The following is a 13,354-nucleotide window of genomic DNA, read 5'->3' on the forward strand; positions in this document are numbered from 1 at the left end:
GTCAGTGTACACGCTTCTCATCGAGGAATGCGTCGCGCATCTCCCGACGCTGATTAAGACGTTGCACGACGTCCTCGGTTGCAATCGTCTTCCGCTCATCAAGGATCGCGGTCTTGACTGCATCATCGGCCGCGCGGACGATTTCGGATTGGCTGAGACCATCGGCTGCCTTGACGATTTTCGTCCAGCCGAGCCTGGCCGATGTCATCGGCTTGAGGTTCTTGACGATGATTTGCTTGATCTGGTCGGCCGTTGGCGCTTCAAACTCAAGAACCAGATCGTATCGACGCAACAGCGCTCGATCGAGAAGCGAGGGGTGATTGGTCGAACAAACAACAAGGCTGTCCGTCGAATTGCCCTCTTCCATGAATTGCAGGAATGAGTTGAGGACTCGGCGCATCTCGGCGACATCGTTCGTCGATGTTCGATGCGCACCAACCGCGTCGAATTCGTCAAAGAGGTAGACGCCGCGGCGCTTTGCGGTTTCGTCGAAAACTAGCCTGAGCTTTGCTGCGGTCTCGCCCATATAGCGGGTGATGAGCCCTTCCAGCCTGATCACGTAATATGGCAGGTTGAGCTCGCCGGCCAGCGCTTCCGAGGACATCGTCTTGCCCGAACCCGGCGGCCCGACGAACAAAACCCGGCGATTAGGCGTGCGGCCATGTTCCCGCAGCCAGTCACGCTTCCTCTGCTGCCGGATCATATCTTCGAGGTTGTCGAGCAATCCCGGCGCCAGAACCATGTCCTTCAGCTTGAAGCGTGGCTCGCGAAGCTCGAGAAGTCCTTCGAGATCGCCTCGAGGCGCCCCGAGCGGAATGGCAACGCTTGCTCCTCGGGATTTGCGGGCTCGGGCCTTATCAACCTCGGCTCGCATTTCATCAGCGGTGGTCTTGTGTCCCTGACGGGCCTCGGATGCGGCAATCTGGAGAGCAATCGAGAAAAACAGGTCGTCGTCGCCCTCAGCGCGACTTCGCAACATGGCAAGGATTTGCTTGGCGTTCGACACGGTCATTCTCTCTTCGTTGAGCCATCCTAATACAAAACCGGGCGGCAATATAAGGCGGTGGCGTAGGTCATCCACACTGGGATGGTGCGATGAAAGCTACAATATTTCCTTACTCGGCATGGCACGGTCGGCTTGGTGACGTAGCGCAGATGATCCTTCATCAAATTCGAGCCGTCCAACAACGTTCTCGACAACCAAGCTCAGAACATATTAGGAACGTTGACCTTGTTGCAAGCGAAGCTTTTTATTATTTGCAATCAGAGCCTTCATTTTGACGGATGCACGGGTCGACGGTTCGAACCCCTTCAAGGCGACCATCATTTGCAACGTTGGAAAGCAAGCTGCTCATGTTTGCTTCGGCTTTCGTCCTGCTCGCATCGGTTTCGGTCGGTCCTCGGTGGAAGGCTCAGAGAAAAATTCAGAAATATCCGCAGCCAGAGCGAGGGCTAGTCTATCCAGCAGATCGACCGAGGCGTTGTGCTTTCCTCTCTCCAAATCACTGATAACGGTCCGGTCCACCTGAGCGTCGACGGCAAGATTCTCCTGGGTGATGTTCCGCAGGGAGCGAAGGTTTCGCAGATTCCAAGCTATGCGCGCGCGAGTGTCCATAGCCCATGGGCACCATCTTGCATTGCATTAATCCATGGGATATAACCGACATATTATCACAACGTCGTCGCTCGCGCGTCGCTATTGGTCACTGTTCGCGAGGGCAGGGTGGGCAAACCTATGGAACTACGCCAGCTATCCTACTTCGTTGCGGTGGCCGAGGAGCTGCATTTCGGCAGAGCCGCAACCAAGGTGAGTATCACCCAGCCTGGCCTGTCAGACGCGATCCTGGCATTGGAGAAGGAACTCGGCGTGCAGCTCTTCCTCCGCTCGACGAGGCGGGTGGAGCTGACACGGGCAGGGGCGGCGTTCTATGAGCGGTCCGTTCGGATCCTGAGCGAAGTCGATTTGTCGCGGGAGATCGCCCGCTCGGTTGGCGGGAGGTCGGCGCGCAGGATTGCCATCGGTACCGTCTATCCTGCCACGATCGGCGTGCTGCCGTCCTTCCTGTCTCGCATCGGCCGCAAATATCCCGATATCCGCATGCATATCGAAAGCGGCACCACCGATGACATCATCCGCCATATCGAGGCGGGCCGCATCAATCTCGGCTTCATCAGGCCGGTGGAGAATATCGGCTCGTTGCGCTTCTTCTCGATTGCCCATGAACGCTATCTGCTGGCGGTGGCCAAACAGAGCCCGCTGTCATTGAAGAGCGAGATCGATCTGGAGGATCTGCGAAGCGAAAAGATCATCTCCTTTTCCCGTCAGAACCTCTCCTACAGCGAGCGCTATTTCGCGGAAAAGTTCGAGGAGCATGATCTGACGGACAATGTCGCTTACACCTGTGATGACACCTTCTCGCTGGTGTCACTGGTCTCTGCCGGCCTTGGCATCGGCTTCGTGCCGGAATGGACGCAGGATCTGCCGAACCGCGGCTTTGAGCTCAAGAAGGTGAGGGGAGTCGATTTTAAGATCGGGCTTGGCGTCGCCTGGAACCGGGAGGATCCGACTGCCGGCCGTGACGACATCATCGATATTGCCCGGTCGCTGGTGCGGCCAGGGAGGTGAGGGCAGGAGAGGGCCGGACGTCTGGTATCGGGAGCGCCACCAGGTGCGACGTCGGCCGGGAAACGGAACACTCGGTCGCGGGGCAGTCGGTCCCGTGTCTCCTGAGGACCGCTCACGCTGACGCTCCTGCGGCTGCCCGTCTTCACGCCCTCGTGTGACGCGAATTCCCGCTTTCCCGCACCTATGGTGCGATCGCTATGCTGAAAGCTCCGATATGCTTCTTTATCTGTCGGTCGATCCTGCCGGATCGAGCGGGGGGTTAACCGGGTGCGCGTCCTAGGGGCGCTGCGACGTCGAGCATTCGCGTCGCAAGGCCGAATTCGTTGTCGTACCAGCCGAAGACAACGCCGCAGACATGATCAGGACGCTGCACATCGTCCTCGAAGGCGATGTGGAGATTATCCTGAAGCCGGGTGACGGAAGGATGGACGGTTAACCTCTTACCTCTGAGGGGGCTGGCCGGTGTGGGCTGCCGCCGTATCTGTGCATACCGACCGTCTATTGACCCATTTCCGATGTAAGATCATCTTTTGGCATGGACGAGATATCGCCGCCAGACGTCCCACGAGATGACCTTGACTGCTTCATTCGCTGTCAGGAGGCTCAGGCACGTTGGAAAAGCATCACCTGTTAAACGAGCGAGCTTTCATTTTCTTCGCTTGAGAACGCTGAAGCGGTCGTTAGGGGGGAGCGACTTGGCTGGGTCGGTTGGCACGCTCCTTAGAAGGAGCGTAGCCGGATGCTGTCCATCGATCTGATGTTTGTGTCGTGCGCAGCCCCGAGGGCGGACGCTTTACTTTGCTGAACCCCGGGCAGGCTGCAGGGCGGAAGGTAGTTTGCCCAGGCCGGCGTTCCCTGAGGCAAAGGTGGAGTGTAACTCCAACGCGACCCGCTCTTTACGCCTTTGAACCCGTTCCTGATACAGATCGGAAGGAACGTGAACGACACCTGATTCAGGGCCTGTCGTTTGTGATTGAATAGGCCCTCGCTGCCGTTAGGCCCGATAAAATGGGTGAGCTCCCAATTCGGCCCCCCGCTTATGTGGGTCGTTGTGGTGAAATCAATAACCGCGTGGATCTGGCCTACTGTGTATTGCGATCCAACCCCGACATCCTTTGACACGCCCGGATTTGAGGCGTTTTTAGGCCACACGGAAATATCGTTCATACTCGAGGCGACAATCCCCATTTGCAGATTGTCTTTAATCCCAAGTGGACCTTGTAGTTCGGTTCCGCGGCCACATGGTTGGCTCGGCGGGGTAGCAGCTGGTTGCTCGGTACCTTCCACGAGTCGTTCGAAATCTACGGAATGATACGTCGTGTTCGCTCGATGCCCTTTCTCGCTTACTCCAGAGTCAACTCCGATCGTGAGCGGATGGGAGCCGGAGCCGAGTCCGGGAAACGATAGCGATGGGTTGCTGCCGGCGGTTTGCTCGGCGTCGATCATCAGTTCGATCTCGCCTACATATTCGATAGCAGCGAAAATGTTCCTGAGATTGAACTCCCTCTCAGGTGTTGGCTGCGGGTGCCTTTCGAGTTTGAGAGAGATGTCGTTTTCGAATTGCGGTAGCGGCGATTTGTCATTTGCTGCATTCCACAACTCGCATTTAAGATTTGCCATAATAGAAGCGATGCGCACTATAGGTGTGCCATATGTCTTGTCGCTCATCCCAAGTTCAAACGGTGGGATAGTGTTACATCCCGCCAAGCTTGTTGCCGTTATCGCGGAAATAGCAAACTTCTTCATGGCGCGCCCTCCAAGCTCGCTTAGAGAGGTTGCGTTCTTTATTATGTGATTTCAATCAGCGGTCGGCGCGTTTATGAGTTATGCACTCTTTTTATTGTTTTCGTGAGAGAAGATACTCCAAAGTCTCTAACTGAGATCTTACATCGGAGGCGAAGGTCGTGCGGTAGCGCGACATTTGATCGTCGGGTTTGACCCGCACGCTTAAAGTCATCGTCAACGGCCATAGGCAGAGCCACATCGCAGGTCTTCTGCTGTGGAATTATAACTCAGGGTGATGCGCTTCTAAGTCTCCTGTCGGCTATAAGCAGTCATCGCACGAATATTCTCGACAAATGCTGCGATCTCGGCCCGGTTCGCGAGAAGTGTCTTGGACCCCACATATTCATTGAACAGCTTTTGATGCCCAGAATAGGAAGTCGATGAGTTCTCGCGCCGGCGATATTCTTTGATCCACTCGACTAGTTCTTTGAAATTTTCCTCGCTGCCGCCGCCTTGAATGCCTCTAGCTGTTACATTCGCCACGCACTCATCTTCGGGTAGGTCGATCCAGACTAAGGTCGTCGCTCGACCCAGCACACCTTCCGCAAGCCAGCCATAGACCCCTTCCATCAACCAGGCTTCTGCTTGTACAGCTTCAACGACCTTGTTGAATACGAGGCGATTGTTCCGCGCTACCCCATAGTGACCGGGAACCCACCGCATGTCGTCGAGATGAATTGCTGTACGGCCGATCAAGACACCGATCTGACGCGCGAGCCAGCTTTTACCTGTCCCTGCATTTCCGAAGATCAATATCCGTTGAAGTTGTTCTTCCTGGACAGGAAACACAGCTTTTTCTCCCGCAGATGCAGTTACGTAGAAGATTATGAAACGATATTAGCATCAACTGATGCAACCAGCCGTCCCGTTAGTGCGGCACCGCGGTGGCGCCGCCTTAACGGATCGTACTCCTGCGGGCTCTCGTCAACTTCACTTCCTCCTCCAGCAGGATCCGACATGCCTGGACACGGGATCTCTGGCTTTTGGTCGCGCTGATAAGCAATCAGTTGCTCTTGCCGGCGGTTCTCTGGTGGTGGCCTACACCAATATCCGGTTGCTTGCGACAACGGTTGAAGGGGCTTCCTTACTGGTCGTTGTGACTTCTAATGTAATGCAACAAGGGCTTAAAGGCTGCCCCCGGTCAGGCGTGCTGGTCGGGGTTGCTAAGCCTGTCCGGAGCGGATGGCGACGCTATAAGGAAGGTCTGCTCCGCGGACATAGCTGCCGTGGATTGCCAGCCGCTCAACTCGTGGCCCTCGCCGCGCGGTCCGCTCTCCTGTTGTTACCCCGACTAGCCCGCTCCGGCGGGCTCCTTTTCCCCCTATGCGGGGTTCGACCTACTACCGACGACGTGCGGAACTCCTGGCAATCAGGAGGTGATCCATGAACGGGTCCCACATTGCATTCCAGATCGACAGCACACATTGGCTCGTCATTTTCATCCACCCGAACGGCGTTGTTCAAACGTGATGGACAGCCATGACTTCATGGAGTTTATCCCAAACGTGGCGAACACCAACGAGTAAAGTCATCATTTGACGAGGCGGCGGTGGCATGACAGTCAGGCGCAATTCGTCTGCCTAAACTCCGTAGCGCGTTCCCCGAGTTCTTAGAAAATTATAGCGGGTCGCCACTTTACGAAGAAAATGATGATGGGGTGGGAATCAGATCGGTCCCGGTGAGGTCGGCAAAAAGCGCGTGACAAAAGACCTCGCCCAAGCATCCAGGAAATTGGTGTCACGCTTGTCTAGGGCAACCTGCCTGGGGTCATTCGGATTGACTAATACTGCAACAAGAGACCCAGGCTCGAATCCGTCCCGGCACATCTGACGCGTGTTAACCTCAGTCTTTTGATGGCGCACGCCGTCGAGAACAAATTCAACATCAACGAACAAGCTATCAACATCCACGATGGCTGCTGAGTAGCAAGCGGTAACCTTAGCGGTTGCAGACCGCCATCGTTTCGAAAGGTAGATCTCACGAATTCGCAGGCCGAAGAGGATCAACGGGAATGCAATGATAGAAAATATCCATAGAGCTTCGTACATTTATCGCGCTCGCGTCCCTACCTTTGTAGGAGACCGTAATACGCCGGCACTGTCCTGCCAAGGCGTGAGCAGCATAAGATGATGGGGCGGTGGGGATCTGATGAATATCGAGAGAGGGCCCACCAGAATACTGGAAAGGACAACTCACAATGGGATGCCGAATGGGTTGGCCGTGACCAGTGCCGTCAGCTTCCTGAAGAGCAGTTGGTCGCCCGTCTGCCCTAAGCGGACTTCAGTTCGACGAAACTTGAGGAGCGGCCGCCATTTCTCCACGCGACGAGTAGTTTTTCGATGTTTGCCTCAGCACCGTCCTCGGATCGCAAATGGATGTCATATGTCTTCCCGACATGTATTGTCTCGAAGTCCCGCTTGGCACTGCCCAACGGCCTGTCACCTCGCGCGGCTTCGCGATGGCTTTTCACGCAGTCGCTGGTGGTGAACTTTGCGCTGGAACTCTTCATCCCATCCCCACTGGTATAGTATGTGGGGACCGAGCGCCTGCTTCTTCACCTGGAACGAGAACTCAATTTCCTCGGCCGTTGGAGTGAGCTTTCGAAATGTCAGATCAGGGGGAAGGTCCGGGGTTCTCATACAGCCAGACTACGTGCAATCGATCAACTCGTCATCTCGGTCTTTTCCGTTTCGACCTCGCGCCGATCCCGTTTTCAATCCAGGACCATGTGGACCAGTGAATGTTGATGGCCAGGCTTAGGTGACCACCGCGCCACGCCCGCGATATCTTCCTCGGTCGGGGTCGAATATCTGAATCACTCGGCATCTCGCTTTCCATCGGCCCCGCTTGATCTCATAATGTCGCCCGGTTCAAGAACCGAGCACGTTAGCGTTCCATGAATTCCAACCTGTTGCCGAAGGGATCACTGACGTACCGGCGATTGTAGCCGTCAAGCGGCTGATCGATGACCGTCCTGAATCCCGCCTCTTCCAGTCGTTCGACGAGCTGGGCCAGATCACGGACAAGCAGGCCGGGATGCGCCTTTCGTGCTGGGGCGAAGTCCGCATCGATACCAAGATGGATTTTGACGCCGTCTCCCTCGAACCAACACCCTCCTCTCGTAGCCAGGTGTGTTGGCTTTGCAACCTCTCGAAGCCCAAGTAGTCTTCCGTAGAAGGCGCGAGCTGCGTCTTCCTCGCCCGGCGGCATCGCGATCTGGATGTGGTCTATGCCGATGATTTGCAAATTAGCCTCCATTCGAGATCACGCATCAGCCCCAAGGCAACGGCTTGTTCGCGCATCCGCCCTCCGGTGCTGCAGCTAGCGCGATCAACCTCGCCAAATTGAAGCTTGAAACGAGATTGAGTTGGTTGACATCTGCCAGCTTGACCCATCTCGCCTCCGCCGCGTCATCACCTGCAAACGGCTCCCCTGACGTCCAGACGCACAGTACCGGCGTGATCACAATATGATATTTGATCCGGCCCGCTTCATCGCGTTCCATTGCCTCGACCGGCGCGAGAACCCGTTGCGCCACAGCTACGACCGCTGTCTCCTCAGCGAGTTCGCGCACCGCCGCCGCCTGCATCGTTTCACCAAGCTCGATCTTTCCTGCTGGTAAACTCCACAGGCCCGCTTCCGGGTCCTTGGCACGACGGATCATCAGAATTTCTTCGCGACGAAAGACGATTGCCATTGCCCCAACGATAGGCCTCATCCCATGCGCTCCTGATGACAGGGTCCAGGACCAAACGAAGACTTCTGTCGCGTATAACGTCGGTCGGACGGTTGGGCTCGGAAGAATCCGACGCAAGCAGCTTACCCTCGGCGCTGCTATCGTCAATTGGGCAACACGGGCCGATATCAGCAGTTTGCCGGGCCCAGAACGTCGGAAGTAGAACGACCAGTCTGCCTTCCGCCAAGAACTGTTCCTTGAGCGGCCGACGCTGTCGCCGGATGTTCAGCGACGCGGAGCGGTATGCGGTCGTGTCTTTTGGGACGGCGCGTCACCAGAACGCGGAACTGGGCGAAGGAGTGGCCATCAGATGATGGCGAGGAGTTTCTAACCGCAGTGAAAGCGTTTCTCGGCGTTATGAGGGGGAAAGCCAGCAGCGACGAGCTGAGAAGTGCGATCCTTCGAGCGGCCAATGAAGCCGGTGTTGGCGCAGTTGCCTCAATTCATTAAAGCATCCGCGCCTATATTATTCTCCCAACAATCGCGAGTTCGAGCAACTAATGTTGCGGGCCCCCGCTTGTTGACAAGGTTCCTGACAAGGGCGCGCTCAGGCAAGGGCAACAGGTAATCGTCACGGACGATTCATGCCCGCCCTCGGAGATGAAGCTCGTCACGGGCGGGGGCTTTGCTCAACCCAATGAAGTGGAATGTGTACCAAAGTTTCGTTGAGCAATGCATTATTCCCGCCGTCCGACGGGCGGGGCTGGCTCGAGTCTTGCGCGCGATTGTCTGCCATTCAGCGGGTTTCAGGATTTCCGCAATACTACGCCATGTAACCGCCATCGAGGACGAGCGGACTACCGAGCATAAAGGAAGCTGCTTCGGAGCAGAGCCAGAGAACCCCGTTGGCGACTTCAACAGGTGTTCCAAGCCGGCCGATGGGCTCTTGCCCTATGATTTGAGTGCCGATTTCCTCGTTCTTCGTAATAAAATTCTTGACCGGCGGCGTGCCAATCCAACCGGGGCAAATCGCGGTAATCCGCACGCCGTCCTTGGCGTGTTCGAGCGCCGCGCTCCGCGTCAAACCCAACACTCCGTGCTTGGCAGCGGCATATGCAGCCCCTCCTACAAGGGGATAGCCTCGCAATCCATCGACCGATGAATTATTGACGATGACACCGCGTCCGGTTTTGAGCATGGCGGGCAACTGATAGCGCATGCAGAGGAAAACGGACGTCAGATAGCCGTTGATCGTCTTACCCCACGCATCTTCACTCATGCTCGCTATCGGAGACATTTTCCCCCCGCTGCCAGCGTTGTTGAAGGCGTAGTCGATCTGCCCATGCTCTTTTAGTATCGAAGATATAAGCCTCTCAACGTCGCGGCCGTCCGTCACATCGCACTGCGCCCAGCTCCCACGACCATCGTCCGCGAGCGTAGTTAGGGCTTGCTTCGCCCGCTTTTCATTGCGGCTGGCAATGATGACGATTGCGCCTTCGCGCGCGAAGGCTTGCGCTGTCGCCAGCCCAATTCCTGTGCTGCCACCCGTGACAAGAGCAATCTTGCCTTTCATTTCAGGGTATCTTTTTGGCGGCAGTTCAGGCGCCATACACCAGTCTCCTGTTGTCGCAAAAATCCCGCTCTTTGCATGAGATGATACGCAGACTTTTGCAACGTTCAAAAGCAGGATCTCTGCGGCAAAAACGGATAGCTAGATCACTTTGTGCAACTGCACACTTTCAATATTTCCGGCTTCGAATTCAAAAGCTGCGAACCCGAGTTTCTGATAGAAGCCGGCCGCATCGGGAGCCGAGTGCACCAGAAGCTCATTGATGCCGAGTGAAAGAGCCAGGCGTTCAAGATGCGTCATGAGGGCTCTCCCGTGACCCTGATTTTGGAAGTCGGCCGTTATCGCCACAAGACGCACAATTGCCCTTCCACCCGATTTCTGATCGAGCCGAACGGTTCCTATTGCCTGTCCATCAAACTTCAAAATCAGAGACAGATTTTGCTCTTTGATCTCCTCCGGCCCGTCGGGAATATAGTCGAAACGCCCCCTGGCCTCGAACAGCACCGTCCGCCGTATCCTGTGATAGGCGGATTGGTCCGCCGCGCTTTCGACCAGAACCAGCTCGTAGCTCCCCATGGGCGGTAATCGATCGAGCATTTCTCCGGTGCCAAGGTCGAGGCGTGCCCGCGCCGATGCGATGTCGATCCAGAAAAACCGAAATAGGATAGGCGCGCCACCGCCCGACGGCGTAGTCTCGAAATGGTGCCAACCATCCGGGAGATCTTCTTCAAGCGGCAAATGAAAGTAGGTGCGGTGGAGATCAAGATGCAGCCCGTCTCGCTCGAATGTGCGATAACTGTCGCCCAGGATCCGAAACCCCGTTCGGTCCAACAGCCCGGTTTCCTCGCCGAATTCACGACGGGCGGCATCAATCACCTGCTCCCCCGCTTCGACTGTGCCTCCCGGCACTTGTATGGGAACTTCAGGAAAATCGGGTTCATCGAATACCAGAAGACCGCGAGACGTGGTGCCGTAGACCAAGGCTTTCTCAATCAAAGCGTCCCTCCATGTGTGGTTCCTTATCGACCGAAAGTCAGAAATTTGATGAAATCTGTAACAGTCTGGCCATCTCCCGATGGGAGCGGAGCACCGCCACCGGGACATTTGGCCCATGCTGGTCAATACTTTGAATGAAGATCGGCGCGTACTTCTTCTCGAAATTCCAGATATAGGAAAGGAACTCCCGGTCTGGCAATCGTTCAGGGCAATCCGGCGCCATGGCTGGTCGCACTGAACCGTAGAAGCGGGCAACTCGTCTTGCCAGTCCGAATAAGGCGACCCGCCGGGGAACACGCACCCACAGAACCAGATCAGTTTGCGGTAGTCTGAGATCGAAAGATGATGCCCCACTGCCGTCCATTACCCATCGGCTCCGCTGCGCCATTTCGGCGATGAGTGTCCTTTGCTCCTCACGGGCGCGCTCTTTCCACCCAGGCAGCCACCTGACATCCCTGTCCAGTGACTGAAATTCCAGACCAAACAAATTCGCGATCTTCTGGGAAAAGGTCGTCTTCCCGCCTCCAGAGCAGCCGATGACAAGAATTCGATTAGCTCTCGCCAATTTCGCCGCCGCTTCGTTCAAAGACACGTATCGAGGCATCACAAATACCCTTGCCCGTCAGGATCGCCGGAAAGCAGCCTTGATCAAGAGATGCTGAACCGGCTCATGCAACACAAATTCGGCCTCCACGTGCTTCAGCACATGGCGCTGTCCTGCAAATGGCACCATCGCCAAGGCCGCCTCGAACGATACCCATCGAAATTCGCTGTGTTCGTGATTGATGACAACAGCCGCATCAGTATCCACGAAGCCGACAAAGACCGGTAACATGCTGATGGCATCACGATCGGCCTCGTAGAACTGCTCACAAATGTCTGCGGAATACAGAAGGGTCGCAGGTGAGATTTGTCTCCTCGTTCACTTCGCGCAGCGCCGCTTCCCATGCTTTTTCACCCTCTTCGATCGCGCCGGCGATCTGGCACCATTCGCCAACCAGAGTATGATTCCGGCGCAGAAGCAACACTTCGCATCCCGCGGACACCCTGCGTAGAAGGACGACAGATACCGCAAAGCATCGGATCGGAATTTCAATCACGGTGGCAGTTCTAAGCTTTAAGCATCAGCCTCCGGCGCCCTGGTATTTGCCGGTGGCATAGCGCCAGTAAGTGATTGCTATGAGCACCCAAATCGGACCGGCTGCAAGGGCGACAAGTCCGGCCCAGTCTCCGAGAATCGCGATGGGTTTGCCGAGCAGGGCGCCGACGGGGACCGAGCTGGTGAGGGCCAATGGCACCGCGGTTATGAGGATGGTCTGAATGCTGCCCGGAAAAATATTGAGGGGGTAGCGCGTCAATTCCCAAAATCCGAAGAAGATCGAGAAAAGATGGTTGGAGCGCACCCAGATCAACGCCGTAGCGCCGATCATGGTAATGAGGGCAGCGGTCAGCAGCGTCGCGCTGATGAGCGCGGCAATTAGGAACGAGCCGGACCAGACAGACCAGGCGAAGTCGACGGATAGAACGGCCCAGGCCATCAGTGCCACCGCGATGTGATTAGGCATGGATTAAGGACCCCGCATTTGGGGTGATCGGCGTCCAATTGGGAGCCGATAAGGGGTCCCGTTACCAAGCCGATTGACATTCGCCATTACTGCCCACCCCCTGCCTTGACGTCCGTTCCATTTGCGCCCGGCGTCGAAAGGTTCGAAAAAAATGGAGCGCCCGCCACAAACTCCCAACTAGGAAGCATTGTCCGCTGCGGCTGGTCTTAACTCGTTATCCGAGGCGAGCTGACGATCTTCAGGAACAAGGCCTTCATAGCCTCCTCAATACCCTCGGTTGGACTAACCGCGAAATAGAACCCTGGGGAAGCGCACTCTTGCATCTTCGCCGCTATTTTTGTCTCGAAGGGCTTGACCCAGTCATTATAAAAACCGTTGTCAGGCAAGGGCAGATACGTCGTGTAGAGAACAGCAACTTTGATGCCGCGATCTTTGAGCTTCTTGCAATACGTCGTGTCTATCGGTTCGATGCACCGCCCGCCGTTCGATCCCTTCGGGCTGGTGCAGCCTGCAGCCTTATAGCTGTCCCCGACGCCATCGGCCACGAAGAATACGATCTTCTGGCGATCGGCATTGCTCGTACCCTTGCCGATATTGCCCGTTATCTCGCTTTCGATACTTTTTAAGGCTCCGTCAAAGCTCGTCTGCTGATCGTTGTAGTAGTTCTGATAGGGAATGCTCATCAGCTTTATCGTGTCCGTCGCGACTGCCACCGCGCTGAGGTTGTAGTCTAGGTCGGAGACCTTAAAGAGCTTCGCATCCTTCGCGTCCTGGGCCGTTTTCCCGAACGTATATGCTGCGACACGAAATTGATTCGGCATGGATTGCGTGTCCTTAGCCTTGGCCATCAAGGCTTTGACGGCCGCGGCTACGACGTCGATACGGATTGTGACGCCGTTATTACGTGCGACGTTATAATAGCTCTTCTTATCCTCTACGCCCTGTTCAGAAACGATATGGCATGCAAACGCGCAGTTTTTATCTTTGCCGCCATCATGGCCGTTTGCTGTCGCCTTTTTCATGGCGGTAATGTCAGCCGCGGTGGCTGCAACACCCATCGAGGGTGTGTTATCCAACAGCATGAAGAAATCCATATAGGATGGCGTCTCATACTGTGCCGTCGCCGTTCCGGAGAT

At 56.0% G+C, this 13,354-nt stretch carries 13 protein-coding genes and 3 pseudogenes; 3 read left to right on the forward strand and 13 right to left on the reverse strand.

Annotated elements, in window-relative coordinates; all coding sequences use genetic code 11:
• Position 1 precedes the first annotated feature (1 nt).
• Both FHT92_RS25260 and FHT92_RS25265 read right to left on the reverse strand, forming a co-directional pair.
• Positions 2–1,012, reverse strand: a complete 1,011-nt coding sequence (locus FHT92_RS25260) for an AAA family ATPase (RefSeq protein ID WP_210278588.1) — start codon at positions 1,010–1,012, stop codon at positions 2–4.
• Positions 1,013–1,351: 339 nt separating this feature from the next.
• Positions 1,352–1,615, reverse strand: coding sequence for a helix-turn-helix transcriptional regulator (locus FHT92_RS25265; RefSeq protein WP_183830449.1), 264 nt, complete (start codon positions 1,613–1,615; stop codon positions 1,352–1,354).
• 120 nt (positions 1,616–1,735) lie between these two features.
• On the opposite strand from FHT92_RS25265, the gene FHT92_RS25270 reads away from it, so the two are divergent.
• Positions 1,736–2,626: a LysR family transcriptional regulator gene (locus tag FHT92_RS25270; RefSeq protein WP_183830452.1), complete on the forward strand. Its 891-nt coding sequence runs from the start codon at positions 1,736–1,738 to the stop codon at positions 2,624–2,626.
• A gap of 720 nt (positions 2,627–3,346) precedes the next feature.
• On the opposite strand, the gene FHT92_RS25275 is transcribed toward FHT92_RS25270, so the two are convergent.
• The 5 genes from FHT92_RS25275 to FHT92_RS25300 form a co-directional block, all read right to left on the reverse strand.
• Positions 3,347–4,372, reverse strand: coding sequence for a hypothetical protein (locus FHT92_RS25275; protein ID WP_183830455.1), 1,026 nt, complete (start codon positions 4,370–4,372; stop codon positions 3,347–3,349).
• 282 nt (positions 4,373–4,654) lie between these two features.
• Positions 4,655–5,200: an AAA family ATPase gene (locus FHT92_RS25280; RefSeq protein ID WP_312858788.1), complete on the reverse strand. Its 546-nt coding sequence runs from the start codon at positions 5,198–5,200 to the stop codon at positions 4,655–4,657.
• Positions 5,201–6,075: 875 nt separating this feature from the next.
• Positions 6,076–6,459, reverse strand: a complete 384-nt coding sequence (locus tag FHT92_RS25285; RefSeq protein WP_183830458.1) for a DUF3592 domain-containing protein — start codon at positions 6,457–6,459, stop codon at positions 6,076–6,078.
• A gap of 838 nt (positions 6,460–7,297) precedes the next feature.
• The gene (locus tag FHT92_RS25295; RefSeq protein ID WP_210278589.1) at positions 7,298–7,657 is read right to left on the reverse strand and encodes a VOC family protein; all 360 of its coding nucleotides are present in this window, start codon (positions 7,655–7,657) and stop codon (positions 7,298–7,300) included.
• Between the two features lie 25 nt (positions 7,658–7,682).
• Positions 7,683–8,129: an NUDIX hydrolase gene (locus tag FHT92_RS25300; RefSeq protein WP_183830477.1), complete on the reverse strand. Its 447-nt coding sequence runs from the start codon at positions 8,127–8,129 to the stop codon at positions 7,683–7,685.
• A gap of 261 nt (positions 8,130–8,390) precedes the next feature.
• On the opposite strand from FHT92_RS25300, the gene FHT92_RS25305 reads away from it, so the two are divergent.
• Both FHT92_RS25305 and FHT92_RS29885 read left to right on the forward strand, forming a co-directional pair.
• On the forward strand, positions 8,391–8,597 hold the full coding sequence (locus tag FHT92_RS25305; protein ID WP_246735549.1) for a DUF982 domain-containing protein: 207 nt from the start codon (positions 8,391–8,393) through the stop codon (positions 8,595–8,597).
• Between the two features lie 78 nt (positions 8,598–8,675).
• Positions 8,676–8,816: pseudogene (locus FHT92_RS29885) on the forward strand (DUF6719 family protein); the annotation flags it as partial.
• A gap of 94 nt (positions 8,817–8,910) precedes the next feature.
• Here FHT92_RS29885 and FHT92_RS25310 read toward each other — a convergent pair.
• The 6 genes and pseudogenes from FHT92_RS25310 to FHT92_RS25340 form a co-directional block, all read right to left on the reverse strand.
• Positions 8,911–9,696: an SDR family NAD(P)-dependent oxidoreductase gene (locus FHT92_RS25310; RefSeq protein WP_210278590.1), complete on the reverse strand. Its 786-nt coding sequence runs from the start codon at positions 9,694–9,696 to the stop codon at positions 8,911–8,913.
• 102 nt (positions 9,697–9,798) lie between these two features.
• A complete protein-coding gene (locus FHT92_RS29515) occupies positions 9,799–10,653 on the reverse strand; it encodes a bifunctional NUDIX hydrolase family protein/GNAT family N-acetyltransferase (RefSeq protein ID WP_246735550.1) in 855 nt (284 codons plus the stop codon).
• 37 nt (positions 10,654–10,690) lie between these two features.
• Positions 10,691–11,257, reverse strand: a complete 567-nt coding sequence (locus FHT92_RS25325; RefSeq protein ID WP_183830479.1) for an AAA family ATPase — start codon at positions 11,255–11,257, stop codon at positions 10,691–10,693.
• Positions 11,258–11,275: 18 nt separating this feature from the next.
• Positions 11,276–11,753: pseudogene (locus tag FHT92_RS25330) on the reverse strand (NUDIX hydrolase).
• A 24-nt stretch (positions 11,754–11,777) separates the two neighbouring features.
• Positions 11,778–12,206 (reverse strand): annotated as a pseudogene (locus tag FHT92_RS25335) (ABC-2 family transporter protein); the annotation flags it as partial.
• A 218-nt stretch (positions 12,207–12,424) separates the two neighbouring features.
• Positions 12,425–13,354: hypothetical protein (locus tag FHT92_RS25340; RefSeq protein ID WP_183830482.1), on the reverse strand; the 930-nt coding region annotated here is incomplete at its 5' end.

The organism is Rhizobium sp. BK377 (assembly GCF_014193935.1).
Lineage (GTDB): Bacteria > Pseudomonadota > Alphaproteobacteria > Rhizobiales > Rhizobiaceae > Rhizobium.

What these genes read in the sequence shown, in the direction of transcription:
- FHT92_RS25260 (WP_210278588.1), bottom strand. Translation starts at nt 1,012, where the DNA reads ATGACCGTGTCGAACGCCAAGCAAATCCTTGCCATGTTGCGAAGTCGC.
- FHT92_RS25265 (WP_183830449.1), bottom strand. Translation starts at nt 1,615, where the DNA reads ATGGACACTCGCGCGCGCATAGCTTGGAATCTGCGAAACCTTCGCTCC.
- FHT92_RS25270 (WP_183830452.1), top strand. Translation starts at nt 1,736, where the DNA reads ATGGAACTACGCCAGCTATCCTACTTCGTTGCGGTGGCCGAGGAGCTG.
- FHT92_RS25275 (WP_183830455.1), bottom strand. Translation starts at nt 4,372, where the DNA reads ATGAAGAAGTTTGCTATTTCCGCGATAACGGCAACAAGCTTGGCGGGA.
- FHT92_RS25285 (WP_183830458.1), bottom strand. Translation starts at nt 6,459, where the DNA reads ATGTACGAAGCTCTATGGATATTTTCTATCATTGCATTCCCGTTGATC.
- FHT92_RS25300 (WP_183830477.1), bottom strand. Translation starts at nt 8,129, where the DNA reads ATGAGGCCTATCGTTGGGGCAATGGCAATCGTCTTTCGTCGCGAAGAA.
- FHT92_RS25305 (WP_246735549.1), top strand. Translation starts at nt 8,391, where the DNA reads ATGCGGTCGTGTCTTTTGGGACGGCGCGTCACCAGAACGCGGAACTGG.
- FHT92_RS25310 (WP_210278590.1), bottom strand. Translation starts at nt 9,696, where the DNA reads ATGGCGCCTGAACTGCCGCCAAAAAGATACCCTGAAATGAAAGGCAAG.
- FHT92_RS25325 (WP_183830479.1), bottom strand. Translation starts at nt 11,257, where the DNA reads ATGCCTCGATACGTGTCTTTGAACGAAGCGGCGGCGAAATTGGCGAGA.